General features: G+C 66.4%; 27 protein-coding genes and 3 tRNA genes. 16 read left to right on the top strand and 14 right to left on the bottom strand.

Features of this window, described 5'->3' with window-relative positions:
* Positions 1-6 precede the first annotated feature (6 nt).
* From AB4Z42_RS02995 to AB4Z42_RS02985, 3 genes are all read left to right on the top strand, one after another.
* Positions 7-1,254, top strand: a complete 1,248-nt coding sequence (locus AB4Z42_RS02995) for an RNA polymerase sigma factor (RefSeq protein WP_442007614.1) — start codon at positions 7-9, stop codon at positions 1,252-1,254.
* 46 nt (positions 1,255-1,300) lie between these two features.
* Positions 1,301-1,597 (top strand): hypothetical protein, encoded by a 297-nt coding sequence (locus tag AB4Z42_RS02990; RefSeq protein WP_442007613.1) that lies wholly within the window; start codon positions 1,301-1,303, stop codon positions 1,595-1,597.
* 70 nt (positions 1,598-1,667) lie between these two features.
* Positions 1,668-4,412: an AAA family ATPase gene (locus AB4Z42_RS02985; RefSeq protein WP_442007612.1), complete on the top strand. Its 2,745-nt coding sequence runs from the start codon at positions 1,668-1,670 to the stop codon at positions 4,410-4,412.
* Here the strand turns inward: AB4Z42_RS02985 and rplA are convergent, their stop codons facing one another.
* From rplA to AB4Z42_RS02930, 11 genes are all read right to left on the bottom strand, one after another.
* Positions 4,413-5,120, bottom strand: a complete 708-nt coding sequence (gene rplA / locus AB4Z42_RS02980) for a 50S ribosomal protein L1 (protein ID WP_442007611.1) — start codon at positions 5,118-5,120, stop codon at positions 4,413-4,415. It lies immediately after the preceding gene.
* Positions 5,121-5,218: 98 nt separating this feature from the next.
* Positions 5,219-5,647, bottom strand: a complete 429-nt coding sequence (gene rplK, locus AB4Z42_RS02975) for a 50S ribosomal protein L11 (protein WP_442007610.1) — start codon at positions 5,645-5,647, stop codon at positions 5,219-5,221.
* Positions 5,648-5,681: 34 nt separating this feature from the next.
* The gene (gene nusG / locus AB4Z42_RS02970) at positions 5,682-6,542 is read right to left on the bottom strand and encodes a transcription termination/antitermination protein NusG (RefSeq protein ID WP_442007609.1); all 861 of its coding nucleotides are present in this window, start codon (positions 6,540-6,542) and stop codon (positions 5,682-5,684) included.
* Positions 6,543-6,595: 53 nt separating this feature from the next.
* Complete coding sequence (gene secE, locus AB4Z42_RS02965; protein ID WP_442007608.1) at positions 6,596-7,021, bottom strand: preprotein translocase subunit SecE; 426 nt, start codon at positions 7,019-7,021, stop codon at positions 6,596-6,598.
* Positions 7,022-7,102: 81 nt separating this feature from the next.
* A tRNA-Trp gene (locus AB4Z42_RS02960) sits at positions 7,103-7,175 on the bottom strand.
* Between the two features lie 152 nt (positions 7,176-7,327).
* The gene (gene hadC, locus AB4Z42_RS02955) at positions 7,328-7,867 is read right to left on the bottom strand and encodes a (3R)-hydroxyacyl-ACP dehydratase subunit HadC (protein WP_442007607.1); all 540 of its coding nucleotides are present in this window, start codon (positions 7,865-7,867) and stop codon (positions 7,328-7,330) included.
* 3 nt (positions 7,868-7,870) lie between these two features.
* On the bottom strand, positions 7,871-8,299 hold the full coding sequence (hadB, locus tag AB4Z42_RS02950; protein ID WP_442007606.1) for a (3R)-hydroxyacyl-ACP dehydratase subunit HadB: 429 nt from the start codon (positions 8,297-8,299) through the stop codon (positions 7,871-7,873).
* Positions 8,286-8,765, bottom strand: coding sequence for a (3R)-hydroxyacyl-ACP dehydratase subunit HadA (hadA, locus tag AB4Z42_RS02945; RefSeq protein ID WP_442007605.1), 480 nt, complete (start codon positions 8,763-8,765; stop codon positions 8,286-8,288). Before hadA ends, hadB begins: the two co-directional genes overlap by 14 nt.
* Positions 8,766-8,783: 18 nt before the next feature.
* Positions 8,784-8,951, bottom strand: a complete 168-nt coding sequence (gene rpmG, locus AB4Z42_RS02940; protein WP_006246868.1) for a 50S ribosomal protein L33 — start codon at positions 8,949-8,951, stop codon at positions 8,784-8,786.
* A gap of 33 nt (positions 8,952-8,984) precedes the next feature.
* Positions 8,985-9,058, bottom strand: a tRNA-Met gene (locus tag AB4Z42_RS02935).
* Between the two features lie 36 nt (positions 9,059-9,094).
* Positions 9,095-9,167: transfer RNA gene (locus tag AB4Z42_RS02930), tRNA-Thr, on the bottom strand.
* A gap of 109 nt (positions 9,168-9,276) precedes the next feature.
* Between AB4Z42_RS02930 and AB4Z42_RS02925 the strand changes: the two genes are divergently transcribed.
* The 10 genes from AB4Z42_RS02925 (at position 9,277) to AB4Z42_RS02880 (ending at position 18,849) form a co-directional block, all read left to right on the top strand.
* Positions 9,277-10,143, top strand: coding sequence for an NYN domain-containing protein (locus AB4Z42_RS02925; protein WP_442007604.1), 867 nt, complete (start codon positions 9,277-9,279; stop codon positions 10,141-10,143).
* Between the two features lie 13 nt (positions 10,144-10,156).
* Positions 10,157-10,867: an MBL fold metallo-hydrolase gene (locus tag AB4Z42_RS02920; protein WP_442007603.1), complete on the top strand. Its 711-nt coding sequence runs from the start codon at positions 10,157-10,159 to the stop codon at positions 10,865-10,867.
* A gap of 114 nt (positions 10,868-10,981) precedes the next feature.
* On the top strand, positions 10,982-12,073 hold the full coding sequence (locus AB4Z42_RS02915; protein WP_442007602.1) for a DUF4352 domain-containing protein: 1,092 nt from the start codon (positions 10,982-10,984) through the stop codon (positions 12,071-12,073).
* Positions 12,074-12,207: 134 nt separating this feature from the next.
* Positions 12,208-13,191 carry a hypothetical protein gene (locus AB4Z42_RS02910; protein WP_442007601.1) on the top strand — a complete coding sequence of 328 codons (984 nt, stop codon included), beginning with the start codon at positions 12,208-12,210 and terminating at the stop codon, positions 13,189-13,191.
* A gap of 96 nt (positions 13,192-13,287) precedes the next feature.
* A complete protein-coding gene (locus AB4Z42_RS02905; protein ID WP_442007600.1) occupies positions 13,288-13,986 on the top strand; it encodes a crotonase/enoyl-CoA hydratase family protein in 699 nt (232 codons plus the stop codon).
* A 9-nt stretch (positions 13,987-13,995) separates the two neighbouring features.
* Positions 13,996-14,589, top strand: a complete 594-nt coding sequence (locus AB4Z42_RS02900; RefSeq protein WP_442007599.1) for a TetR/AcrR family transcriptional regulator — start codon at positions 13,996-13,998, stop codon at positions 14,587-14,589.
* Between the two features lie 138 nt (positions 14,590-14,727).
* Complete coding sequence (locus tag AB4Z42_RS02895; RefSeq protein WP_442007598.1) at positions 14,728-15,465, top strand: hypothetical protein; 738 nt, start codon at positions 14,728-14,730, stop codon at positions 15,463-15,465.
* Between the two features lie 31 nt (positions 15,466-15,496).
* A complete protein-coding gene (locus tag AB4Z42_RS02890; protein ID WP_442007597.1) occupies positions 15,497-17,065 on the top strand; it encodes an HD domain-containing phosphohydrolase in 1,569 nt (522 codons plus the stop codon).
* Between the two features lie 48 nt (positions 17,066-17,113).
* Positions 17,114-17,863: a methanethiol S-methyltransferase gene (gene mddA / locus AB4Z42_RS02885; RefSeq protein ID WP_442007596.1), complete on the top strand. Its 750-nt coding sequence runs from the start codon at positions 17,114-17,116 to the stop codon at positions 17,861-17,863.
* Positions 17,860-18,849 carry a magnesium transporter CorA family protein gene (locus AB4Z42_RS02880; RefSeq protein WP_442007595.1) on the top strand — a complete coding sequence of 330 codons (990 nt, stop codon included), beginning with the start codon at positions 17,860-17,862 and terminating at the stop codon, positions 18,847-18,849. The genes mddA and AB4Z42_RS02880 overlap by 4 nt, the downstream gene beginning before the upstream one ends.
* On the opposite strand, the gene AB4Z42_RS02875 is transcribed toward AB4Z42_RS02880, so the two are convergent.
* From AB4Z42_RS02875 to AB4Z42_RS02865, 3 genes are all read right to left on the bottom strand, one after another.
* A complete protein-coding gene (locus AB4Z42_RS02875; RefSeq protein WP_442007594.1) occupies positions 18,850-19,983 on the bottom strand; it encodes an NAD(P)/FAD-dependent oxidoreductase in 1,134 nt (377 codons plus the stop codon).
* Positions 19,984-20,044: 61 nt separating this feature from the next.
* Complete coding sequence (locus AB4Z42_RS02870; RefSeq protein ID WP_442007593.1) at positions 20,045-20,413, bottom strand: VOC family protein; 369 nt, start codon at positions 20,411-20,413, stop codon at positions 20,045-20,047.
* A 52-nt stretch (positions 20,414-20,465) separates the two neighbouring features.
* The gene (locus AB4Z42_RS02865; RefSeq protein WP_442008102.1) at positions 20,466-21,641 is read right to left on the bottom strand and encodes a glycoside hydrolase family 3 N-terminal domain-containing protein; all 1,176 of its coding nucleotides are present in this window, start codon (positions 21,639-21,641) and stop codon (positions 20,466-20,468) included.
* A 93-nt stretch (positions 21,642-21,734) separates the two neighbouring features.
* On the opposite strand from AB4Z42_RS02865, the gene AB4Z42_RS02860 reads away from it, so the two are divergent.
* From AB4Z42_RS02860 to recC, 3 genes are read left to right on the top strand one after another with little or no spacing between them, the layout of a single operon-like run.
* Complete coding sequence (locus AB4Z42_RS02860; protein WP_442007592.1) at positions 21,735-22,520, top strand: DUF3060 domain-containing protein; 786 nt, start codon at positions 21,735-21,737, stop codon at positions 22,518-22,520.
* A 5-nt stretch (positions 22,521-22,525) separates the two neighbouring features.
* Positions 22,526-23,143 carry an HD domain-containing protein gene (locus tag AB4Z42_RS02855; RefSeq protein ID WP_442007591.1) on the top strand — a complete coding sequence of 206 codons (618 nt, stop codon included), beginning with the start codon at positions 22,526-22,528 and terminating at the stop codon, positions 23,141-23,143.
* Positions 23,144-23,190: 47 nt separating this feature from the next.
* A complete protein-coding gene (gene recC / locus AB4Z42_RS02850) occupies positions 23,191-26,439 on the top strand; it encodes an exodeoxyribonuclease V subunit gamma (RefSeq protein ID WP_442007590.1) in 3,249 nt (1,082 codons plus the stop codon).
* Positions 26,440-26,442 lie beyond the last annotated feature (3 nt).

Raw genomic sequence — 26,442 nt, 5'->3', positions numbered from 1 at the left:
CGCCGAATGACCAGTCTGGACGGCGTCTTTCGGCGCGAATGGGGCCCGGCAGTCGCGGCATTGGCGCGATGGTCCGGCGACCTCACCGTCGCCGAGGACGCCGTCCAGGAGGCGTTCGCCGACGCTCTTCGGACCTGGCCCCGCGATGGCGTGCCCGCCAATCCCGGCGGATGGATAGTGACGTCCGCGCGTAACCGTGCACTCGATCGGCTGCGTCGCGAATCTGCAAGACCCGGAAAGGAACTCGCCGCGGTGCTCGACGACATAACAGCCCGCACCAATCGGCAGGGTGTGCCGCACCGGATCCGTGACGACGAACTGCGGATGATGTTCACCTGTGCGCATCCGGCACTGGACTCGCCGTCGCAGCTGGCCCTGACGCTGCGGCTGATCTCCGGGCTCACGGTCGCCGAGATCGCAAGGGCACTACTGCAGTCCGAGACGGCAGTGGGTCAGCGAATCACTCGGGCCAAGAACAAGATTCGGCACGCCAACATCCCGTTACGGGTGCCGCCGCCCGAATTGCTTCCCGAGCGCACACCGCACGTGCTCGCCTGCATCTATTCCGTCTTCACCGAGGGCTACTGGTCGACGGCCGGACCGTCGGCCATCCGCGACGAGTTGTGCGACGAGGCGGTCCGTCTCGCGGGCGAGGTGTGTTCGTTGATGCCCGACGCGCACGACGGACACGCACTGACCGCGCTGATGCTCCTGCACGACTCACGGCGGCAGACCCGTGTCGACGCCGACGGTGCACTCGTACCGCTCGACGAACAGGATCGTCGCCTCTGGGACCGCTCCCGTATCACCCGCGGGCTGGACCGCCTTCGGGATGCTGCGGGTGCGACGGGCCCGTACCTGCCGCAGGCCGTGATCGCGGCGATGCACGCGACCGCCCCGCGATGGGAGGACACCGACTGGGGCACGATCTGCCTCGCATACGACAGGTTGATCGCCATCACCGACTCACCCGTCGCCAGGGCGAACCGCGCTCTGGCGGTCGGATTCCGCGACGGATTCGACGCAGGCCTGAGCGTGTTGGACGAGGTTGCCGACGATCCGAGACTGGCCCGGTCGAACACCGTCGCGTCGATCCGCGCCGATCTGCTTCGCCGCGCGGGCCGGTACGTCGAGGCGCAGCACTGGTACCTGCGGGCGCTGGACCGCGCGGGCTCGAACCCGGCACGACAGTTCCTGCGCCGACGCTTCGACGAATGCGGGGACAACATTGATGCGTCGGCACCGCATCGATAGGGAAACCCCCGATTCCTTGTGCGTTATTCGCCGATACGGTCGTCATATGGAGGCCGTTGCCGAACCGACGTGCTATCTCGCCGAGTGGTACCTGCCGGAGCTCAGCGAGCAACTCGTCGACGATCTCGTCGCGCGCCTCGATGCCGCCGCCGCCATCGTGACCGACGAAGGCACACCCGTCCGGCTGCTCGTCACGCTGTCGGTGCCGACGGACGAAGTCCTCTACGCCGTGATCTGCGCTCAATCCCGAGACATCGTGTCGAGGACGTGCACGGAGGCCGGAGCGCCGCACCAACGTCTGTCCGACGACATCGGCACACGGATACGCCAGGGCCATCCCTAGCTAGCGCGACGATGCCGTCAGGACGGCATCGAGATATCCTCGATTTGCCTTTAGGCAGGGGGATCGGGGTATGGCTTCCGGGGATATCGAGCGTCCGGCTGAGTTTCGGGCGGTCTCGGAATTCCTGCTCGCCGCGGACCGCCACCCGTCGGGACTCGTCATCGAGGGCGCGGCGGGCATCGGCAAGACCACTCTCTGGCTCGCCGGTGTCACCGAGGCGCAGGAGCGCGGTTTCACGGTGTTGTCGGCGCGTGCGGGGCAGGCCGAAACGGTGCTCACCTACGCCGCTCTGGCCGACCTCCTTGGCGGCGTCGACCCCCTCGTGCTGGCCGAATTGCCTGACGTGCAACGGATCTCCGTCGACCGTGTGCTGCTGCGCGCCACCGCCGAAGGGCCCTCGACCGACGAAGGTGTGGTCGCGGCAGCCTTCGCCTCGATCGTCGACCGCCTCTCGGCGCGGGCGCCGGTCCTGCTGGCAATCGACGATGTGCAGTGGCTGGACCCGTCCAGCCAAGCGGTGCTGGCAGTCGCGGCCCGCCGGTTCACGGGCCGTGTCGGACTGCTGATCACCGAACGCACCGAGCACGAGGGAGCAGGCGCAGCGGACTGGCTGCAGCTGACGAGCCCCGACGGCATCGGGCGCATCCATGTCGGCCCGCTGAGCCTCGGCGGCCTGCACGCGCTGGTCTCATCGCGACTCGGGCGATCGTTCCCGCGCCCGACGATGGTGCGGATCGCGGAGATATCGGCGGGCAATCCGTTCTACGCACTGGAGCTGGCGCGCGCGATCGACGCGGGCAGCTCGGGAGCGGTGCTGCCGGCAACGCTGGCCGAGTTGATGCGGATGCGGATCGGACGTCTGGACCCCGAGATCCAGCATCTGCTCCTGGCCGTGGCGTGCGCGTCGAACCCCACCGTCGAGCTCCTCGCGCAGGTAACCCGTATGAGCGTCGAGCGCACCACCGAATTGTTCGAAGAGCCTGCGGCCAAAGGAATCATCACCTTCGACGGTGATGTCGCGCGGTTTTCGCATCCCCTCCTGGCGCGAAGCGTGTACACGGACGCGACCCCCGGTGCGCGACGTGCGATGCACCGGGGGCTGTCGGAAACGGTGATGCTGCCCGAGCTGAGGGCCAGACACATGGCGTTGGCCGCCTCGAGCGCAGACCCGACGACGCTGAGGTCCCTCGACGTGGCCGCGGCCGCGGCGTCCGACCGTGGCGCTCCTGCCGCCGCCGCCGAACTGGTCGAACTCGCGATCGGCCTCGGCGGAGACACCCCGGAGCGCCGAATTCACGCCGCCGCCCACCACATGCACGCTGGCGACCTGGCCCACGCCTCCGCCCTGCTGCACAGGGTCGTCGACACGGTGCCACGTGGCCTGGATCGAGCCAGAGCGCTGAACTTGTTGGCAGGTATGCAGATTCACCTCAATAGCTTCGCCACAGCGGTCGACATGCTCAAAGAGGCTCTCGACAACGCCGCGGAGCAACTCGAGGTGCGCGTGCGCACCATGCTGCTGCTGTCCTTCGCGCAGCTCAATGCGGGCGAGTTCGTACACGCCATGCGGCACTCCGAACGTGCCGTGATCCTCGCCGAGCACATCGACGATCCGGATCTGACGAGCCAGGTGCTGTCCATGCGGGCGATGGTGACGAGCATGTGCGGCAACGGGTTCGACGAATCGGCTCTGCGCCGCGCGAGTACCCTCGAGGATCCCGACAGCGATGCGCCGATCACGTTGCGCGCCAGCGCAACCTATGCCGTGCTGCTCTCATGGACGGGACGGCTCGACGAGTCCGCAGAGCGGATGTCGGCGGTTCGCCGACGATGCATGGATCGCGGCGCCGAATCCGATCTGATCTTCGTCGCGTACTACACCACGCTGAACGATGTCTGGCTCGGCAGGTACGCCGACGCGGCGTCGGTCGCGGTTGAGACGGTCGAGCGGGCACAGCAACTCGGCGGTGATCACCTGCGGATCTTGGCGATGACGGTGCAGGCGGTGGTCGGTGCCCACACCGGGCGTGAAGCCGAAACCCGCACGGCCGCAGTCGCCGCCATCGAACTCGCGCAGCGGTGCGGCTCGCCCCGACTGGCCGACTGGGCGTCGATGAGCCTGGGATTCCTGGAACTCTCGCTCGGCAACCATGCCGAGGCGCTCGTCGCTCTGGAGCCGCTGATCGTGAGATTCGATCAGGTACCGGGTACCGAGATCGTGACATCGGGTTACGTTCCCGACGCTGTCGAGGCGCTGGTGTCGCTGGGTCGTCACACCGATGCCGACGCGATGATCGATGCGATCGAGGCCAACGGCCGCTTTCTCGACCGGCCGTGGATGCTCGCCGTCGGGGCGCGGTGCCGCAGCATGTGGCTTGCCGCACAAGGGGATGTCGCGGGCGCTGTCGGCTTGGCCGAAGTGGCGCTGGTCCACCACGAGCGGCTGCCGATGCCGTTCGAACGTGCCCGCACTCTCCTGCTCCTTGGTCAACTCCAGCGTCGACAACGCAAGAAGGAGAACGCACGCGCCATGCTGCGCGACGCTGCCGCCACCTTCGATCAGCTGGGTTCACGCCTGTGGGCGCAGCGAGCCCGTGCCGAACTCAACCGCTCCAGCGGTGCGCAGGCCCGAGGGCTCGGGCTGACACCGTCCGAGCAACGCGTCGCCGAACTCGCTGCGTCGGGGATGACGACTCGCGATGTCGCCGCCGCATTGTTCATCAGCCCGAAGACCGTCGAATCGAACCTGGCCCGCGTCTACCGCAAGCTCGGTATCAAGTCGCGGGCCGAACTCGGCCGCCTGATGGGCGAGTGACTACGCCTCGGTGAAGTTGCGGGTGACCGCCGGGTCGACGGGGATTCCGGGTCCGGTCGTCGTCGACACGACGACCTTCTTCAGGTAGCGCCCCTTCGACGACGACGGCTTGGCACGCAGGATCTCATCGAGCGCAGCGCCGTAGTTCTCGGCCAGCTGCTTCTCGTCGAAGGATGCCTTGCCGATCACGAAGTGCACGTTGGCCTGCTTGTCGACGCGGAAGTTGATCTTGCCGCCCTTGATGTCGGACACGGCCTTCGCGACGTCCGGGGTGACGGTGCCGGTCTTGGGGTTCGGCATCAGGCCACGCGGGCCGAGCACGCGGGCGATCTTGCCGACCTTGGCCATCTGGTCCGGCGTCGCGATCGCGGCGTCGAAGTCCAGGAAGCCGCCCTGAATCTTCTCGATCAGATCGTCGCTGCCCACCTCGTCGGCGCCTGCGGCCAGCGCCGCCTCGGCCTTGTCGCCGACCGCGAACACCACGACGCGCGCGGTCTTGCCGGTGCCGTTGGGCAGGTTGACGGTGCCACGCACCAGCTGGTCGGCCTTACGCGGGTCGACGCCCAGCCGGATGGCGACCTCGACGGTCGCGTCCTGCTTCTTCGACGACGTGTCCTTGGCGAGCCGGACGGCTTCGATCGGGGAGTACAGGTTGTCCTTGTCGATCTTCTCCGCGGCTTCGCGATATGCCTTGCTGTTCTTGCTCATTGGTGTCTCCTAGTTGATGAGTTGTGGTGCGATGAGCGCTCGCGAAGAGCGTCCATCTAGTCGGGCCGTAGCTGGCCCTCCCACTGGATCGGCCGAAACTATACGACCGTGATCCCCATCGACCGGGCCGTCCCGGCGATGATCTTGGACGCCGCATCGATGTCGTTGGCGTTCAGGTCTTCCTTCTTGGTCTCGGCGATCTCGCGCACCTGGTCCCAGGTCACCTTGGCGACCTTGGTGGTGTGCGGCGTGCCGGAACCCTTCTGCACGCCTGCGGCCTTCAGCAGCAGCTTGGCGGCGGGCGGGGTCTTCAGGGCGAACGTGAAGCTGCGATCCTCGTAGACGGTGATCTCCACGGGGATGACGTTGCCGCGCTGGCTTTCCGTCGCGGCGTTGTACGCCTTGCAGAACTCCATGATGTTGACGCCGTGCTGGCCCAGCGCCGGACCCACGGGCGGGGCGGGGTTGGCCTGCCCGGCCTGGATCTGGAGCTTGATCAGCCCGACAACTTTCTTCTTCGGGGCCATGAGTGTTCGGTTTCCTTTTCTTTCTTGCTTGTCTTTAGATCTTGGCGACCTGGTTGAAGGTCAGTTCGACGGGTGTCTCGCGACCGAAGATGGACACCAGCACCTTGAGCTTCTGCTGTTCGGCGTTGACCTCGCTGATCGACGCGGGCAGCGTCGCGAACGGGCCGTCCATGACGGTGACGGACTCGCCGACCTCGTAATCAACGAGGATGACGGGCCGTTCAATTCCGCCGGTCTCAGAAGACGCGGCGGACGTCGAAGCGGCCTTGCCGGGCTTCTTGGCCGCGGCGGGCGGCAGCAGGAACTTCACCACGTCGTCCAGCGACAGTGGCGACGGTCGCGACGTCGCACCGACGAAGCCGGTCACGCCGGGGGTGTTGCGCACCGCGCCCCACGACTCGTCGTTGAGTTCCATCCGGACCAGGATGTAACCGGGCAGCACCTTGCGGTTGACCTGCTTGCGCTGGCCGTTCTTGATCTCGGTGACCTCTTCGGTCGGCACCTCGACCTGGAAGATGTAGTCGCCGACGTCGAGGTTCTGCACGCGGGTCTCGAGGTTGGCCTTCACCTTGTTCTCGTAGCCGGCGTAGCTGTGGATCACGTACCAGTCGCCGGGGCGCAGCCGCAGATCCTTCTTCAGCGCGACCGCCGGGTCCTCGTCCTCATCTTCCACAGCCTCGGGGGCGGCGTCGTCCGGAGCCGCCCCGGCGGCGACATCGTCGTCCGCAGGCGCTTCGGCAGCCTCGTCGGCGGGCGCCGCGTCCTGGACGGCTTCAGCAGCTGTGCTGTCCTCCAGATGCTCGGCTGCCTCGTCTGCAATCACGGTCGCTGGGTCCGCTGCCTCTGCGAGCGCATCGGACACAGCCGAAGGCGTATCGCCCTCGAAGGAAGTCACTAGTCAATCCTCTCTCAATACTTCGTCCCCTGCCCTTCGGGCGTGGGCCCACGTCAGCCGAACACCAACATGATGAGCTTGCCCACGCCGAGATCGACCCCGCCGATCAGCGCGACCATGAACGCCAGGAAGACGAGCACCACGGTGGTGTAGCTGATCATCTGCTTGCGGTTCGGCCAGATCACCTTGCGCAGCTCGGCGACGACCTGCTTCAGGTAGTTCCACACGAAGGCGATCGGGTTGCGGGAGGGGCCGTCGGCGCCCTTCTTCGCGACCTTCTTCGCGGTGCCCGAGCCGTTCTTGGTCGGGGCGGCTTCAGTGCCGGTCTCAAGGTCGACAGCGCCGCTGGCGCCCTCGCCGGTCGCCACGGCCCGCGATCGCTTGCCGCTGGGGCGAGCAGGCCGGGTTACGACCGCGCTGCTGACGTCGTCGGTGTCGTCGGCTCCTGCGGAGCCGTCACGATCACGTTCGTCGCTCACCGCATGCCTTCCTTGTTCTGATCGTCTGGTCTTCTGTGGGACACCATCCAGTGTCCACGTTTGTCGAGTATTCAGTTCGAGCAGGGGCGACAGGACTTGAACCTGCAACCTGCGGTTTTGGAGACCGCTGCTCTGCCAGTTGAGCTACGCCCCTTCAGGATGGCACTGCCGGCGAGCAGAGCCACCCGGTTTCCGGGGCTCACACAAACCACGCGCTCCCCGTTCGGTCGATCTAAAACCGACGGACAGCGCGCTGGACTGGGAAAACCCCGAGTTGCGAGTGTAGCGCGCCACCCGCGGAAGGTACTAATCCGCCTCGTGGCTGTTCGGGCTGACGTCATCACCCACGGCGGTGCGGACGACCTGCCCCGACTCGGGATCCCATTGCGCCGAGATCGAGTTGTCGCCCTCGTGCCCCATCAGCGTAGTGAACGCCTCCATCACGACCTTGCCGTCTAGGTCGGTCAGCACGTTGCGGGTGGTGACAATATCCGCGCCAAACCGCTCGTCGACCGACTCGACGCACATCTTTCCGGTCAGCCGGTCACCCTCCTTGATCGGCCGGTAGAACTTGAACTTCTGGTCGACCTGGACGATCTGCAGCGTCTCCAGGCCTACGTCGACGTGCTGGAAGAAATGCCGCTGGATCATCACCGCGAAGATCGACATGAAAGTCAGCGGTGCAACCAGGCCGCCGTGACCGGCTTCGGCGGCGGCCGCCTCATCGTGTGTGGTCGGGTCGAGGGCCTTGACCGCGTTTGCGTACTGGCGCACCTGTTCGCGGCCCACGACGAACGTGTCGGGGTACTTCCAGACCATCCCCCGGATGTCAGTCTTCAGGGCCATCGGTTACGCCAGCTTCGCGGTGGCAACCGCGCGGCCGAAGATCTTCTTTCCCCCCGAAGTGGCCGTCAGCGCGATGGTCACCGACTTGGTCTCGGGTTCAATGGATTTCACACGACCATTGAACACGATTTCGGCGCCCACGCCATCGTTGGGCACCGGGACCACGGCAGTGAACCGCACGTTGTATTCGGTGACAGCAGCGGGATCACCGATCCAGGACGTGACGTAGCCGCCACCCAGTCCCATGGTGAGCATTCCGTGGGCGATCGCGGTGTCGAGGCCGACCTGCTTGGCGATCTCGTCGTCCCAGTGGATGGGGTTCAGGTCGCCGGACACGCCGGCGTAGTTCACCAGGTCGCCCCGCGTCAGTGGAATCACCTTCTCGGGAAGCTGGTCGCCCACCTTCACAGAATCGAACTCACGCAGTGCCATCGCTGAAACCCTCTTCTCCGTCTTCGCCAGCACGACCCGCGAGCGTCGTGTAGGTCTCCTGGACCACGTCACCCTTGTCGTCGCTGATGATGTTCTTCGTCACGATGATGTCGGTGCGGTGCGCCTGCCTAACGGAGTCGACGTACACGTCGCAGTACAGCGTGTCGCCGGCGTGGATCGGCTTGCGGAACTTCACCACTTGGTCGACCTGCACGATCTGCATGTCGTTGATGCCGATGTTGGCGCTCTCGAAGAAGGCCGACTGCGCCTGGTAGCCGAACACCGAGAGGAACGTCAACGGCGCGAGAATCGACGCGTGACCGAGTTCGGCGGCGGCTGCGTCGTCGTGCAATGCGGGGTGCTCGTTTTTCACCGCGATGGCGTACTCACGCAGCTTTTCCCGACCCACGACGTAGTGATCGGGATGACGATAGTGCATCCCGACGATCTGTTCTGACAACGCCACAGTTCGTCTGTGCGCGCGTTAGCGCGATTCCTTGTGCGCCTGGTGCTTGCCGCAATTCGGGCAGAACTTCTTCAGCTCGAGGCGGTCCGGGTCGTTGCGACGGTTCTTCTTGGTGATGTAGTTGCGGTGCTTGCACACCTCGCAGGCCAAGGTGATCTTGGGCCGTACGTCTGTACTGGAGGCCACTTCTTCGTCCTTCGTCTAACAGTTGTCGTCTTGTAGCGGTGGGGGGGCTCGATCCCCCGACCTCACGATTATGAGTCGTGCGCTCTAACCAGCTGAGCTACACCGCCCCGATAGTCCGGGTCGGCACACCGTCCCGTCCACCGAGCCCCCTAACGGAATCGAACCGTTGACCTTTTCCTTACCATGGAAACGCTCTACCGACTGAGCTAAGGGGGCCTGCACTTCTTCGATGCCCAACAACCGTGCCGTGGGCCTTAAAGAGGGTACATTCTCGGCGTTTGGCTCGCCAAACCGCTCGTCAGCCAACTGGTGATAGGACCGATGTGTGACTGAACCCAGCGCCCCGCGCGTGGCTGTCTATCTCGATTTCGACAACATCGTCATCTCAAGGTACGACCAGATCCACGGTCGCAGCTCGTTTCAACGCGACCGGACAGCCGGTTTCCACAAGAAGCCCGGCCGCCTGACCGAGGCGACGGTCGACGTCGGCGCGATCATCGACTTCTCATCGTCATTCGGCACCCTGGTGCTGACGCGGGCCTATGCCGACTGGTCGGCGGACGTCAATGCCGAATACCAGGGTCAGCTCGTCGGCCGCGCCGTCGACCTGGTCCAGCTCTTCCCCGCGGCGGCGTACGCCAAGAACGGGGCCGACATCCGGTTGGCGGTCGACGCGGTCGAGGACATGTTCCGGCTGCCCGACCTCACCCACGTGATCATCGTGGCCGGCGACTCCGACTACATCGCGCTGGCCCAGCGCTGCAGACGGCTTGGCCGCTACGTCGTCGGCATCGGGATCGCCGGGTCGATCAGCAAGTCGCTGACCGCCGCCTGCGACGAGTACGTCACCTACGACGCGCTGCCGGGTGTGCCCGTGACCGAGCCGCCGAAGCGCAAGCCGCGCAAGAGCAGCAAGGCCGACGATGCCGATCCCGAGCCCGACTCACCCGATCCGCAGGCCACCGCGACCGCTCTGCTGGAGCGTGCGCTGCGAATCGGCCACGGCAAGGATGATGCGGACTGGCTGCACAACTCCGCTGTCAAGGCGCAGATGAAGCGGATGGACCCATCGTTTTCGGAGAAGTCGCTGGGATTCCGTTCGTTCAGCGACTTCTTGCGCTCCCGCTCCGAGGTCGCCGAACTCGACGAGAGCAGCACCACCCGCATGGTGCGGCTGCGCCAGCGCGACTGAATAGTCTTAGGGCATGACGGACCGCCTGTACTTCCGCCAGTTGCTCTCCGGAAGAGACTTCGCCGCCGGAGACATGATCGCCGAACAGATGCGCAACTTCGCCTATCTCATCGGCGATCGCGAGACCGGCGACTGCGTGGTGGTGGATCCGGCATATGCGGCGGGAGATCTGGTCGACGCGTTGGAGGCCGACGGCATGCACCTGTCGGGCGTGCTGGTCAGCCACCACCATCCCGATCACGTCGGCGGCTCGATGATGGGCTTCGAACTGAAGGGTCTCGCCGAACTCCTCGAGCGCACCAGCGTGCCCGTCCACGTCAACAGTGTTGAGGCGGAATGGGTTTCACGTATCACCGGGATCGCCCGCAGTGAGTTGACCGACCATGAGCACGGCGATGTGGTCACGGTCGGCGACATCGACATCGAGCTTCTGCACACGCCAGGTCACACGCCGGGGAGCCAATGCTTCCTGTTGGACGGCCGGCTCGTCGCGGGCGACACGCTGTTCCTCGAGGGTTGCGGCCGCACCGATTTCCCCGGCGGCGATGTCGATGAGATGTTCCGCAGCCTCCAGGCGCTGGCGCAGCTGTCCGGCGATCCGACCGTCTTTCCGGGCCACTGGTATTCGCAAGAACCCAGCGCCGCACTGTCGGAGGTACGGCGCACCAACTACGTGTACCGCGCCAGCAACCTGGACCAGTGGCGCATGCTGATGGGCGGCTGACCGGGCGCGACCTGGAAGTTTGGCTGGCGCAAAAGTGGTCTTGTTCCGCCGAACCTGCGTTATTCTCCGTTCGCTAAGCGCCTGCACGGCGCGCGATTTGGAGGATCCGACTCGATGACGACACCGCCGACGCCCGCTGGCTGGTATCCCGATCCCGACGGCAGCGGCGGTCAACGGTATTGGGACGGGCTCTCGTGGACCGAGCACCGCTACCCCGCAGCGCCTGCAACCCCTGCTGAGCCCGTCGCACCGGCCGAACCCGTCGCGTCCGATCCTGTCGAGAGCGCCCCAGTCGCGAGCGAGGAGCCGACGGCGATCGTGCGACTGCCGCCCACACCGAGCGAGGGCCGCGTCGGCGGCGCGCACCGCAGGCCCGACAGCGAGCCTGACGAGGCGCCTGAGCCCGCGCCGGTGCCTGAACCCACGCCCCCACCCACACCGGTGTTCGAGGCGCCGCCAGAGGCCGTCACGGAGACGTACACGCAGAAGACCGAACCGGTGGGTCAGCGGTTCGACCTTCCACCGGCTCCGTCGCAGTCAGACCCCTTCCCGTCGGCGCCAGGGTTCGACACGTACGCGCCCGAGGCGACACCGCCGCCCCGCAAGAGCAAGCTCGCCCTCTGGTACGGCGTCGCATGCGCGGCCCTGCTGGCGGTGCTGGTCGCTGTGGCCGTCTACGGGTTCGCCATCAAAAAGGATCCGGGAGTACAGATCTCGTCCGGGACCACGACTGAGGCGTCGCCCACCGACGACTCCTCTTCCGAAACCACGGAACCATCGGAGACCGCGACCGAGGCGCCGACCACTGCGGGCCCGACCACCGTGGGACCGACCGGAGACGTCACCGACGGGCCGCTGTCGTTCACCGTCCAGGGCATCGAGATCGGCCCGACGGTCGTCATGTCGGACGCGCCGCTGGAGAAGACCGCCGTCGGCGAGTTCATCGTCGTGCACATGACCGTGACAAACGTCGGCACCGACCCCGCGACGTTCGTCGGGATGTTCCAGACGCTCCACGCCGGGGGCACCACGTTCCCGCTGGACGACGAGGCGACGGCCTATCTCGAGGGCACGTTCGCCGACCTCGCGCCGGGGCAGTCCGCAGATGTGTCCATCGCGTACGACGTACCGGTCGACACACCGCCCGAGTCCATCGAGCTGCACGCCGATCCGAGCACCCCCGGCGCCGAGGTCCCGTTGTCGTAGCCGTGCAGTTTCTGCAAACCTCGATTGTTACTTCCGTCTCTGCTAACTCAGTTTCCTGGGCTTTTCCAGCAAATGACGCAGGCGCAAATATCTTCAATTCTGTGGTCGTGACCAGACCGTGATAAAACCGGTGCGTGGAACAGGTCGACCTCCGCGCGCTCAGCGTGTCTGACATATCGGCCACCGGGTGGACGGCACTTGCCGCCTGGGTGGCGGTCATGCTGCTCATCGCGGCACTGGTGTACGCGTGGCGCGCATATCAGCGCGCCAGGGCGCACGCCGAAGAGCTGATGCAGCCGAACGTGGCGATGTACATGGAGCCCGCTGCCAACGACTGGCATCTCGTCGAACTCGTGGTGCGCAACTACGGTCAGACGCCGGCGTACGGCATCCGATTCGAGTGGGCCCACGCCCCGACCGTCGGCAAGTACGAGAACGTGTACGAGGAGCGATACGTCGACATCGTGCCACTGAACCTGCCTGCGGAGATTCCGTACCTGGCGCCGGGGCAGGAATGGCGGATCGTGTGGGATTCGGCGCTGGACCGCCGCGAACTCGGTGAGGCGATCGCGTCCCGTTTCGACGGCGCCGTCACCTACTCCGACCAGCCGACCAACAAGCCGGGATCAAAGCGTGCCGGCAACCAGTTCCGGTCGGCGGCCGTATTGGATTGGGCCACACTGCATCCCGTTGAGCGGTTGGAGTTGTTGACCACTCACGATCTGGCGCGCCAGGAGAAGCAGAAGCTCGAACTGCTGCGCAATCTGCTGACGTACTACCGCTATGCGACGAGTGAGAGCCGCGAAGAGGTTCTGCGCAGCGAGATCAACAGGGTCCGCAATGCCGCCGACAAGATGCGCGAGCGTCTGGCCTCCGCCCAATTCAGCCCGCCCGCGGAGGAAAACGTCCCCCCACGCGAGGTTCCGCGCGCCGAACCTCCGCGGGAGGCGCCGTTCATCGCGCCGCCGCGAGACGCCGCATACAGCGCGCCGCAGCGGGAGATGTCGTTCAACGAGCTGCGAGAGGTTCCCCAGGAGAACGGCGCGGATTACGACGACGATGACGCCCACACCCAGGTGATCAACGGAGGACCGAGGCACCGACGGGACCTCAACTAGCTCGACGGCGCGCGCAGCTCCGCTCCGGCGTGCTTCCCATTCGTAACGGTGTTACGTAACATCGATCTGATACCTCGATGGCTTAAAGGAGAGGCAATGACCAGCACGGTTGGCTACGAGCTCAATGATTCAGTCGCGACGATCACCATGGACGACGGCAAGGTCAACGTCCTGGGTCCCGACATGCAGGCCGCGATCAACGAGGCCCTCGACCGCGCCGAGAAGGACTCCGCGAAGGCGGTCGTGATCGCGGGCAACGAGCGCGTGTTCAGCGGCGGCTTCGACCTCGCGGTGTTCCAGTCCGGCGACGAAAAGGCGGCGCTGGCGATGTTGTCCGGTGGCTTCGAGCTGTCGGTGCGGTGCCTGACGTTCCCCGCGCCGGTGATCATGGCGGCGACGGGTTCGGCGATCGCGATGGGATCGTTCCTGCTGCTGTCGGGCGACCATCGGGTCGGACAGCCGAAGACAAAGTGCCAGGCGATCGAGGTGGCCCTCGGAATGACGATTCCGATCGCGGCGATCGAGATCATGCGGATGCGGCTGACACCCGCGGCCTTCCAGCGCGGCGCCGCACTGGCGTCGATCTACGTCGGCGACGAGACGATCACGGCGGGCTGGCTGGATGCGATCGTCGACAAGGGCGATGTACTCGCCAGCGCCCAGGCGGCCGCCGCCGAGGCAGCGCAGCTGCACACCGGCGCCCACGTGGCGACCAAACTCAAGGCGCGTGAGTCGGGGCTGAAGGCAATCCAGGCCGGAATCGACGGATTGGCAACGGAATTCAGTCTCGGCTAGGCCGCTGAGATGCCCAGGGTCAAGCAACGCACGCCGCAACTTCGCCAGCACCTGCTCGAGGTCGCGATCGAGACGCTGGCCGCCGACGGCATCGCGGGGTTCACGACGCGACGGGTGGCCGAGCGGGCAGGCACGTCGGTGCCCGCGGTCTACGAACTGTTCGTCGACAAGGCCGGCCTTGTGCGGGCGATGTTCTTCGAGGGTTTCCGGCTGCTGGGGGCCGAGCTGGCGCAGGTGTCGGTGAGCGACGATCCGCTGGCCGACCTGGAACGGCTGGTGCCGGTGTTCCGGCTCTTCTGCCGCACGTACCCGAGGCTGGCGCAGGTGATGTTCTCGCGGCCGTTCACGGACTTCGAGCCGGGACCCGACGAATTGGCGGCGGGAGCCTCCGTGCGTGAGGTGTTCATCGGGCGGATTCAGCGGTGCGTGGATGCGGGGCTGCTGGCGGGTGACGTCGCGGACATCGCGCACGTACTCCTCGCGCTGGCGCAGGGTTTGGCGGTGCAGGAGCTGGGCCGATGGCTGGGTCCGTCGGGGCCGTCGGTCGAGCGGCGATGGAAGCTGGGCGTCGGATCGCTGCTGAAGGGCTTCCGCGGCGCCTGATCACGCCGAAATCGCACTTTTGTAGGGATGTACTCGAACTTCCTCTGCAAAAGGCGGATTTCGGCGTGGCCCGTCTCGCGCCGAACTTGGGGCAATTGCCCCATGTGACGGGCCGCGCCGTCGACACACGATGACGGCATGACCACGACACCCCAGGCGGCCGCGACCGCGAGCAGGATTCTGCCCCTCCCCGACGGCGACGAGGAACGCGTCGTCGGCTTCGGCGTGATGGGCCTGCCGTTCGCCAACGGGCACTACCTCGCGTTCCGCGACTTCCCCGCGACGTCCTTCTCCCCCGCGTATCTGTCGGTATGGCATCGCACGCCGGACGGCGTGTGGACCTTCTACGCGACCACACCGGGCCCGCAGAGCTGCTCGCGATACTTCAGCTCTGCCACCCCCGTCGACCCGGTGGTCTGCGACATCACGTCACGCTGGGTCACGCCGTGGTCCCTCGCGATTTCCATTGACGCCGTGCTGGATTGGCGTGTCGACATCACGGCGACCCCCGCGACGCGACTCATGAGCGCGATCGGATCGCACCTACCCGTACGGGTGTCCAGGAGCCGCAGGGCGCTTGCCGCGATCAGCCCCGCCGTCGGACCTCTATTGGGTATCGGCAGGATGAAGCTGACCGGCCACCTGCCCAACGGCCAGGAATTCCGCATCGCGCCGAAGCGTGTGTGGGCCGTCGCCGACTCGAGCGCCGTCGTGCACGGCGAGGATCTCGGATCCGTCGGACCTCACCCCGTGCAGGGCAATCTGGCGGATTTCCAGCTCCCCCAGCGCGGCATCTGTGTGGTCGCACAGGGCCGTTTCGAGGCATTCGACGTCACGCGGCATCGCGACGGCGACCGTCTTGACCTATCCAGCTGACCCGCCGGTGACAACAGCGCAGAATCGGCACATGGCTTCCCGTCAGGCGCCGCCAGACCTTCCGACACGTGCGGAGGTGTTGGCGGCGCTGTCGGTCGCGATCGACCTGGGGCTGGGGCAGCCTGCCGAACACATGCTGAGGTCGGCGCTGATCGCGACCCGGATCTCCGACCGCCTGGGACTTGCCGCATCGCAGCGCGATTGCATCTACTACGCGACGCTCATCATGTGGATCGGCTGCCACGCCGACTCCCATGAGTACGCGCGGTGGTTCGGCGACGACATCGCCGTGCGCCGAGGTTCCTACCTCGTCGACTGGTCCGGGCTGCCGTACCAGCGCTTCCTGCTGACGAACGTCGGGCGCGGGGAGTCGCTGCTGTCACGGCTGAAGACGGCGGCGACGCTGTATGCCAATGCGCGAGGCCATATTTCGCAGCTCATCCACTCACACTGCACGTCTGCAGCGCTGTTGGCCGAACGGATCGGACTGTCCGACGACGTGCAGACGGCGTTGCGGTTCACGTTCGAGCGGTTCGACGGTGGTGGTCTGCCTGCGGGGTCCTCGGGCGAGGCCATTCCGATCGAGATGCGGGTGGCCCAGCTAGCCGACATGGTCGAGGTGCATCAGCGCGAATACGGCATCGAGGGCGCCGCCACGATGGCCCGCAGCCGCCGGGGCGGGCAGTTCGACCCCGCGGTGGTCGACGCGTTCGTCGCCGACCCGTCGGGCGTGTTGGCGGTACCCTCCGCAGGCGACGTGTGGGCGACCGCGCTGCAGCATGCACCGGACCGCAACACCCGGCTGGACGGGCCGTCGCTGGACGCGCTGTTGGTGGCGCTCGGCGATTTCGTCGACCTCAAATGCCCCTTCACGCTCGGGCATTCACGTGCGGTGGCTCAGCTGGCCGGCGATGCCGCCGTGGTCGCCGGCCTGGACGAGGACGCGGTGACGTTGACCCGCAGGGCGGCGTGCGTGCACGATATCGGCCGCATCGGCGTCTCCAACCAGATCTGGTCCAAGTCAAGCGGTTTGACGATGGCAGAGTTCGAGCGGATGCGCCTGCACCCGTATCTGTCCGAACGCATCTTGTCGCGAGTGCCCGGCCTCAAAGAGGTCGCGGGCGTCGCGGCCAATCATCACGAATACCTCGACGGCTCCGGGTATCCGCGGGGGCTGGCCGCGCGGCAGCTGTCGATGCCCGACCGGCTGTTGGCGTGTGCGGTGACCTACCAGAGCGCGCTCGAACCGCGGCCCTATCGTGAGGTGCTCGGACCGGCAGGTGCGGCGCGACGGCTGCGTGAACGTGTTCGGGACGGGGAGCTGGACTCGGTGGCCGCCGACGCCGTGCTGTTCGCATCCGGTCAGGCGCCGGGCAGGCCGAAGACGCGGCCGCACGGGCTCACCGCACGCGAGGTCGAGGTGCTCCGACTGGTCGCTCAGGGCGCCAGTAACAAGGAGATCGCCGCCAAACTCGTGCTCAGCGAGAAGACGGTGCGCAATCACGTGGAGCGCACGTACATCAAGATCGGCGTCTCCAACCGGATCGGGGCCAGCATGTACGCCCTCGAGCACGGACTCGCGGAGCCGGCCCAGAGTTGAGGCATTCGCCTCATGCGCCACACCACCGCCAGGGCGGAAAGTCGAACCATGAACCGATATCTCGCCGTCGTGTACGGAACGCTCAGCTACACCCTGTTCCTCGCCGTATTCCTTTACCTGATGGGCTTTGTCGGCGGTCTGGTCCCGCGCAGTGTCGACAACGCCGGCACCGCTCCCGTGGGCTTGGCCGTCCTCATCGATGTCGCGTTGGTGACGCTTTTCGCGGTGCAACACAGTGTCATGGCACGCCCCGGGTTCAAGAAATGGTGGACCCGCATCGTCCCGACGCCGATCGAGCGGAGCACCTATGTGCTGGTGGCGAGCCTCGTTCTGGTCGTTCTCTACTGGCAGTGGCGCGAGATACCCGCCGTTCTGTGGGACGTGTCGTGGCAGCCTGCCCGGCTCATCGTCTGGACGCTCTTCTGGCTCGGCTGGGCGATCGTGCTCGGGTCGACATTCATGATCAACCACTTCGAATTGTTCGGGCTGAAGCAGGTATTCGAAGCGTGGCGGGCACGGCCATCTGTCGATACCGGTTTCCGGGTGACACTGTTCTACCGGGTGGTGCGCCATCCGCTGATGCTGGGCTTTCTGATCGCCTTCTGGGCCGCACCGACCATGACGGCGGGTCATCTCGTGTTCGCGGCGGCGATGACCGGATACATCCTGATCGCCCTGCAGCTGGAGGAACACGACCTGATCGCGGCGCTCGGCGCGCGGTACGCCGAATACCGGCAGCGTGTCCCCATGTTGATCCCGGGTCTGCGCAAGCGGGGCACTGACATCATGGTTCCGTGACCCATGTTCATGGCCGGGTGTGGCGAGACGGGAAGCCGCAGGATGACTTCGAGTTCTCGTCGATCTCGGATTATCTCGCCGAGGACGACACGCTGGTCTGGTGCGACATCTACGACCCCGATCACGCGATCCTCAAGGACCTCGCCAACGAGCTCGAGCTCGACAACTGGGCGGTCGAGGACGCGATCGCCGAAGCCGAACGCACGAAGGCGGTCGTCTACCGCACGCACACTTTCTTCACCGTGTATGGCGTAGCGGTCAAGGATCCGGTGCCCGAGGACGATTCCGTGTCGATGCTCGACATCCACCGCATCTCGGGCTTCGTGCTGCCGCGCGGATTGATCACCGTCAGGTTGTCTCCGGATTTCAACATCGACGCCGTCTCTCAGCGCTTCGACGAACTCGGCGGCCAGGAACATGGGGTGGGTGCGTTGGTGCACGGACTGCTCGACGTCGTCGTCGACGGTCACTTCGACGCGGTGCAGGCGCTCGACGACGGTATCGAGGCGGTCGAGGACGACCTGTTCGAGAATAACGCCCGAAAAGGACTGCAACGTAAGACGTTCCGGCTGCGAAAGGACCTGGTCGAGCTGCGGCGGGTGGTGTTGCCGATGCGCGAGGTCGTCAACTCCATTCAGCACCGCAGGCTGGACGCCAAGACGTCACCCGAACTCGACCCGTTGTACGCCGACCTGTACGACCACGTGCTGCGGGCGTCGGAGTGGACAGAGTCGTTGCGCGACATGATCACCACGGTGTTCGAGACCAACCTGTCACTGCAGGATGCGCGGCTGAACACGGTGATGAAGAAACTCACCGGCTGGGCGGCGATCATCGCGGTGCCGACGGCGATCACCGGGTTCTACGGGCAGAACGTGACCTACCCCGGGATCGACACGTTCGGCGGCTTCGTGACCAGCACGTCGATCATCGTGCTGCTGGTGCTCTTCCTGTACTGGATGTTCAAGCGTCGGGACTGGTTGTAGTCAGCTCGCGCGCCGCAGCAGGTCGTCGGCGTGTCGGTGGTCCTCGTCGGCGTTGAGGGTCAGCGCGCCGACGACCTCACCGTCGGCCTCGTACCAGACCGTGAACCCGTTGTGGTGCTCTTCCAGCCGCCAGGTTTCGTAACCGCCCCAGCCGCGGTACTTGAGGACCGAATCGCCGATGGTGCAGGAGAATCCGGGTATCTGGTCCCATGCGGCGGTGAAGCCGGCGGCGGTCAAGCCCGCGACGAGACCTTCGTGGGCGGCGTCGCCCCAGTGCTCGGCGCGGATGCGGCGTCCGGCGGTGACGTTGTGGGCCAGCGCCACGTCGCCGGCGGCGTAGACGTTGCGGGAAGACGCGTGCATGTGCTCGTCGACGACGATGCGCCCGTCGCGGGTATCCAGGCCGGCCGCCTCGGCAAGCCTGATGTCCGGCTGGACACCGACCGCCGAGACGATGAGTTCCGCCTGGACCGTGGTGCCGTCGTCGAGCACCACGCCGGAGGCGTCGATCTCGGCCACGGTGGTCTCACCGACGAAGCCGACTCCGTTGTCGGAGAGGATCTTCACGACGCGTTCGCCCGCGTCGAGGCCGAAACGTCGTTGCAGGGGCACGGCTTCGGCGGCCACCATCGCGGTTTTCACGCCGCGAGCGGCCAGACATGCCGCGGCCTCGCAACCGATCAGGCCGCCACCGATCACGACTGCCGATTCCGCGTAGTGGGCGGCCATCTTCAGCGAGACGGCATCGGCGAAGGAACGCAGGGTGAGCGCGGCGTCAGCGCCGGGGACCTCCAGCTTCACCGGTCGTGCACCCGACGCGACGACGAGATGCCAGTAGGGATAGCGCTGCCCGCCCGCGGTGATCACTTCTTGGCCGGCGGTGTCGATGCGGTCGACGGCGATTCCGCGGATGAGGTCGACGTTGTTGCGGTCGAACCAGCCGGCGCTGTGCAGGTCGCGCTTGTCCTCACGCCCGCGGAGGAAGCCTTTGCTCAGCGGAGGCTTGGCGTAGGGCAACGCAGGGTCGACGGTGAGGATGCGCACGGGAATGTCGGGGTGCTTGCTGCGGAACGTCTCCGCTGCACTCACCCCCGCGGGACCGCCGCCAATGGCGATGAATCCTGGTGCCGCCACATGTTCTGGATACCACTTCAAGGCGCGTCTCAAATCTATCGTCAGGGTTCTGTCACATTTGCTAGTCGGTGATTCCCCAGGCCAGGCAGAAGGTGTGACCGGCCGGGTCTCGATACACACGGAACAGGTCGTCCTCGGTGGCGTCAGCCACTCGGGTGGCACCGAGCGCGAGCACTTCGGGTTCCGCAACGTCGATGTCCTCGACGGCGATGTCGAGGTGAAACTGTTGCGATCCGCGCGGGTCCGGGAATCGCGGCGGCTCGTGTTCGGCCGAGAGCTGGAATGCGAGTCGATACCCGGACGGATCCGTCAGCACCACCCAGGTGTCGTCCTCCTCGTGGAGGGTGCCGCCGAGCAGACCGGCGTAGAAGGTGGCCAGCTGCCGGGGATCCCGGCAGTCGACGACGGTGGACCGCAGCTTTCCAATCACGGTCAAAGGGTTGCCGCTATCGCGACGCTCAAACGGGTGTCGACCCGTGCGCCTACCCGCCGCAGTTCGGGGTTGCGCTCTTCGAGGCCGCCACCCGCGTCGCCGATTCGTTGACACGGTCCATACTCAGTTGACCCGAATTGACCGCCTGCTCAAGTGAATCCAGCACCGCGGGCACTTCGTCGGTGGTGATCCACAGCGCAACATCGGCGCCGGCCTGCAGAGCGCGGAGTACCGCATCGGGGACGCTGTAGCGTTCGTTGATCGCGGCCATGCTGGACAGGTCGTCGGTGTACACCAGCCCGTTGAACGGTGGGGCGCCGTATTCGCCGGACCGCAACAAGTCGTAGGCGGGTTTGGAGAGGCTGGCGGGGTCGGTGCCCGTCAGCCCGGGCACCTGGAGGTGGCCCAGCATTACCGCGACGGGCCGTTGTGTGGTCAGCGTTCGGTACGGGATCAGATCATCGGTCTTCAGCTGATCGATCGGTGGCGTGCTCACGCCACCGGTGTGTGAATCGCCTGAGCCGTGCCCGTGTCCGGGGAAGTGCTTGAGCACCGGCAGCAGTCCGGCGTCACGCAGCCCGCGTGCGTACTCGCCGGCATAGGTGGTCACGGTCTCGGGGTTCGAGCCGAACGACCGGTCGCCGATGACGGTGTCGTCGGGAGCGTCGGTGACGTCGACCACCGGGGCGAAATCGACTGTGATTCCAAGCTCTTTCATCGCAAGGCCGCGTTGGAGGGCGATGTTGTACACATCTTCCGGCGTGCTCCCGGCGGCCAGTGTGCGCGGCGGAGGCTGCGACCCGATGATGCTCGACAGTCGCTGGACGCGGCCGCCTTCCTCATCGGTGCTGACTGCCAGCGGCAGCGGGCCTGTAGAAGCGGAGATCTCGCGCAGGGAACCGTCTTGCAGCATCGACAGATCGGTCCAGCTTCCGATCATGATGCCGCCGATGTGATGGTCGGCAGCCACGGCGCGCGCATCGTCGGCGCCGGTCACCCCGACCATCAGCAGCTGCGCGAGCTTGTCGCGGGTGGACATGGTCTTCACGACGGCCTCGGCGTCGCTGCACGTCGGCGCGACGGCCGACGGAGGGCTCGGCGCCGTGGGGTTCGCCGATGCCTCGGTCGAGGGTGATGTCGAGGTGCTCGACAGCCTGGGCATGATGACCAGCACCACGGCGCCGACGAGTAGGGCGACGGCGAGCACCGCGAACGCCACCGGCATCCACCGCGACGCCTGAATCCGCTGCTTGGCGCCGCTCAGGATCTTCGCGAAACCCGGGCTCGACGGCATGGCAAAGAAAGTACCCCGGCATGGATGCTTCAGCGCCCAGCCTCGGCCGTCGTATGGGAGCATCTGCGCATGGGTCAGCAGGACGATCCCGAGGAACGAATCCGCCAGCTCGAACAGTCAGCCGCCTCGTACGGGGCCGTTGAACTGGGCGGGCAGCCGCCGACGTCGCAGTTGCCGCCGCCCCCGAACTACGGAAATCCGCCCCCAGCGCCGTACGGGACCCCACCGCCGGCCTACGGAACACCGCCGTCCTACGGCAGCAACCCGTACCAGCCGCCGTTCGGCACCCAATACACCCAGGTACACAAGAAGGGCGCCCCGGTCGGGTTGATCATCGGGCTGCTTGCGGTCGTATTGATCGCCGTTGGCGGCGGGATCGCCGCGTTCGTGTGGAACGTGTCGTCGACGGTCGAAGAAGTGGCCGGAGGCGGCGGGAAGGTCGACCGGCCCGGCGACGCATCGACCTACAGCCCGCCGTCGATCGTCATACCGACTATCCCGAGCATTCCGGGGATGCCCGGCGGCCGAACAGAGGAGACCGCGACACCCGGCGGGCAGCTCAGCGTGGCGGGCATCGACGAGACCAAGACGGTGGCCTGCAACGAGGCCAACATCAGCGTCAGCGGTGTCAACAACACCGTCATGCTGACCGGACATTGCTTGAGCGTCACCGTATCCGGCGTCGAGAACAAGGTCACCATCGACAGCACGGACAAGATCGGCGCATCGGGCTTCAACAACAACATCATCTACCGTTCCGGGGATCCGAAGGTCGACTCCTCCGGGTCGAACACGGTCTCGCGAGGCTGAGCTCCGTGAGTGAGCAAACCTCGACGCCGACGTTGACCGGCCAGTTCTCCAAGGCACTCGGATACGCCGAACTCAAGCACCACAACCAGGTCCGCAAGGGCGGTCACATCCCGTACATCGGGCACCTGCTGTCAGTGGCGAGCCTGGTGATCAATGACGGCGGGTCCGAAGATCAGGCCATCGCGGCCCTGCTGCACGACACTGTCGAGGACCAGGGCGGTCCGCCGACGCTGGATGAGATTCGGAAGAACTTCGGCGACGAGGTCGCGCGCATCGTCGACGAGTGCAGCGACACCGACGAGGTGCCGAAACCGCCTTGGCTGCAACGCAAACAGAACTACATCAACCATCTCGCCGACGTCGGCCAGGACACGTTGCTGGTGTCGGTGGCCGACAAACTGGACAACGCGCGATCGATGCTGAGGGACTATCACGAACACGGCGCCCAGCTGTGGGAGCGGTTCAACCGGAAGAATCCGCAGGACCACCTCTGGTACTACGGCGAACTGCTGGCCGCCTACCGCAAGCGCGGCCTCGACAGCTGGATGGTCAACGAACTCGGCCGCGTGGTCGACGAGTTGAAGCGTCTGGTCGAGGGCGGCGACCGGGTCGTCTTGGTCTGACCGCGTATCCACCCCCGGGTGGTTCGGAACTTCTATGGTGGACCTTGATGGCACTGCACCTGCACCGTGCTGAACGCACCGATCTGCTCGCTGACGGGCTCGGTGCCCTGCTCTCCGATCCCCTGCCCGATCCCTTCGCCGAAGAAGTCGTCATCGTCCCGGCCAAGGGTGTTGAACGATGGCTGAGTCAGCGGCTGTCGCACGTTCTCGGGCGTGGGCATGGCGCCGACGGGGTGTGCGCCGGCATCTCCTTCCGCAGCCCGTACTCGCTGATCGCCGAAATCAGCGGCACCGACCGTGACGATCCGTGGTCGCCCGATGCGATGGTGTGGCCACTGCTCGCTGTGATCGACGAGAGCTGCGAGCAGCCGTGGTGCAGGACTCTGGCCACCCACCTCGGCCATTTCGAAACGGGCGACGAGAAAGAGCTGCGGCAGGGGCGGCGCTACACCGTCGCCCGACGCCTCGCCGGGCTCTTCGCTTCCTACGCCCGCCAGCGGCCACACCTGCTCATCGACTGGGAAAACGGTGCTGACGGAGGGGTCGACGCCGACCTGCTGTGGCAGCCACCTCTGTGGCGTGCGCTGGTCGACCGGGTCGACGCGCCAACACCGCATTCCCGTCACGCGAAAACCGTTGCCATGCTGCAGGAGTCCCCCATCGAACTGCCGCAGCGCATCTCCCTTTTCGGCCATACCCGGCTGCCGAGCACCGAGATCGAACTGCTCGACGCGCTCGCGACGCATCACGATCTTCACCTGTGGCTGCCGCACCCCAGCGACGAACTGTGGACGACACTCTCCGGCGACACGGGTGCCATTTCCCGCGGCGATGACACCACGCACCGCCGGGTCCACCATCCGCTGTTGGCGACCCTCGGGCGAGATCTGCGCGAACTGCAGCGCGGTCTGCCCGCCGATGCGCACGTCGACGAATATCTCGGCGGCGCGGCCAATCCCGAGACGCTGCTCGGTTGGCTGCAATCCGATATCACCGCGAACGCCGTTCGCCCGCAGGGCCGTTCGCTGGCGGCCGCCGACCGCTCGGTGCAGGTGCACAGCTGCCACGGCCCGGCCCGCCAGATCGACGTCCTGCGCGAAGTGCTACTCGGCCTGCTGGCCGATGACAACACCCTCGAACCGCGCGACATCCTCGTGATGTGCCCGGACATCGAGACCTACGCACCGCTGATCGTCGCCGGCTTCGGGCTCGGCGATGTCGTGGACGGGGCACATCCGGCGCATCAGCTTCGGGTCAAGCTCGCCGATCGCGCTCTGACGCAGACCAATCCGCTGCTCGGTGTGGCGTCACAGCTGCTCGCCCTGGCCGGTGGGCGTGCCACGGCGAGCGAGGTCCTCAATCTCGCGGAGGCCGCTCCCGTCCGGGCCTGCTTCAAATTCAGCGACGACGACCTCGACGCCGTCGCCGACTGGGTCCGCGAAGCCAACATCCGCTGGGGCTTCGACCGCGCGCACCGGCACCCGTACGGCGTCGACTTCCTCCAGAACACCTGGCGATTCGGTATCGACCGGGTGCTGGCGGGTGTCGCGATGTCCGACGACTCGCATGCGTGGCTCGACACCGCACTCCCGCTCGACGACGTGGGCAGCAACCGTATCGAACTCGCGGGGCGGCTGGCCGAGTACGTCCAGCGACTGCACACCTGCGTCGAATCCCTTTCTGGGGCTCGGCCGCTGCGGGAATGGCTCGCCGCGCTTGCCTCCGGCATCGCCTCGTTGACGGCGGTGCCCGACGCTGACCTGTGGCAGTCCAGCCAGGTCGAGCGCGAGTTCAACGATGTGCTCGCCAAGGCCGGCGCGCACGCGGAAACCCTCATGCGCCTGCCCGACCTCAAGGCGCTGCTGGACCGCCATTTCGCCGGCAGGCCGACGCGCGCCAACTTCCGCACCGGCACACTGACGGTGTGCACGATGGTGCCGATGCGTTCCGTGCCGCACCGGGTGGTCTGCCTTGTCGGCCTCGATGACGGGGTGTTCCCCCGGCTCGGGGTGGTCGACGGCGATGACGCGCTGGCCCGCGATCCGATGACCGGCGAACGCGACATCCGTTCGGAGGACAGGCAATTGCTGCTCGACGCCGTCGGTGCGGCGACCGAGAAGCTCGTCATCACATACACCGGAGCCAACGAGTATTCGGGGCAGCGCAAGCCCCCCGCGGTGCCTCTCGTCGAGTTGCTCGACACGCTCGACGTCACCACGCCGGAGAAGGTCCGCGACCGGGTCCTCGTCGAACATCCGCTGCAGCCGTTCGATCTTCTCAACGTGACACCGGGTGCGCTCGGGATGCCACAGGACCGGCCGTTCACCTTCGACCCGACAGCGCTGACCGCGGCCCAGGTCGCGACGGGCCATCGCGCGCAGCGCCCGGGCCTGATTCCCCACCCGCTTCCGGCACGGCCACCGGACGACATCGCCCTCGACGACCTGATCGGCTTCTTCAGGGATCCGGTCAAGGGGTTCTTCCGGGCGCTGGACTACACACTGCCGTGGGACGTCGAGGCCGTGGAGGACGCGATGCCCGTCGAGATCGACGCGCTGCAGGAGTGGAAGGTCGGCGACCGGATGCTCGACGACATGCTGCGGGGCATGAAACCCGACGATGTCCGTGGGGCGGAATGGCGGCGCGGAGCACTTCCGCCGGGCAAGCTCGGATGGCGTACGGCGACCGACATCTGCGTGACGGTCGATGCGCTGGCCTCCGCCGCCAAACGTCACCGTACGGAGGAACCGCACGCGTACGACGTCGACATCGATGTGGGGTCCAGGCGTGTCACGGGCACCGTCCCTCGCCTGTACGGCGACAGGATGGTCGCGGTCACGTACTCGAAATTGGATGGCCGGCATCTGCTGGAGTCGTGGATTCGGCTGGTGGCGTTGACGGCTCAGTATCCGGGCCGCGAGTGGACGGCGGTGTGCATCGGACGGCCCAAGCGCGCGGGGCCACCAAGGGAGCGGCTGCTCGGTCCGCCGGAGGGCGCCGCGGAGATCTTGAGGGATCTCGTCGCGATGTACGACGCGGGACGCCGCGCGCCGATTCCCCTGCCCCTGAAGACGTCCTACGCCTGGGCGGAGACCGACCACCACCGCGGTGCCCCCATGCGGGACGCGGGCTGGAAATGGAAGACCGGTAAGTACCCCGGCGAGGACCAGGAGCCCGCGCACGTGCGGGTCTGGGGCCACGGCTTCGCACTCGAGGATCTGGTGGCCGCCGGGCTGCCCGACTACGCGACGCGGCTGTGGTTGCCGATGCTGTCGGCCGAGAGGGATACCGACTGATGG

Origin of the sequence: Mycobacterium sp. 2YAF39 (assembly GCF_052114565.1) — a bacterium.
Taxonomy (GTDB): domain Bacteria; phylum Actinomycetota; class Actinomycetes; order Mycobacteriales; family Mycobacteriaceae; genus Mycobacterium.
Note: the sequence above shows the minus strand (reverse complement) of the source record. Positions and strands in the feature narration are given on the sequence as shown.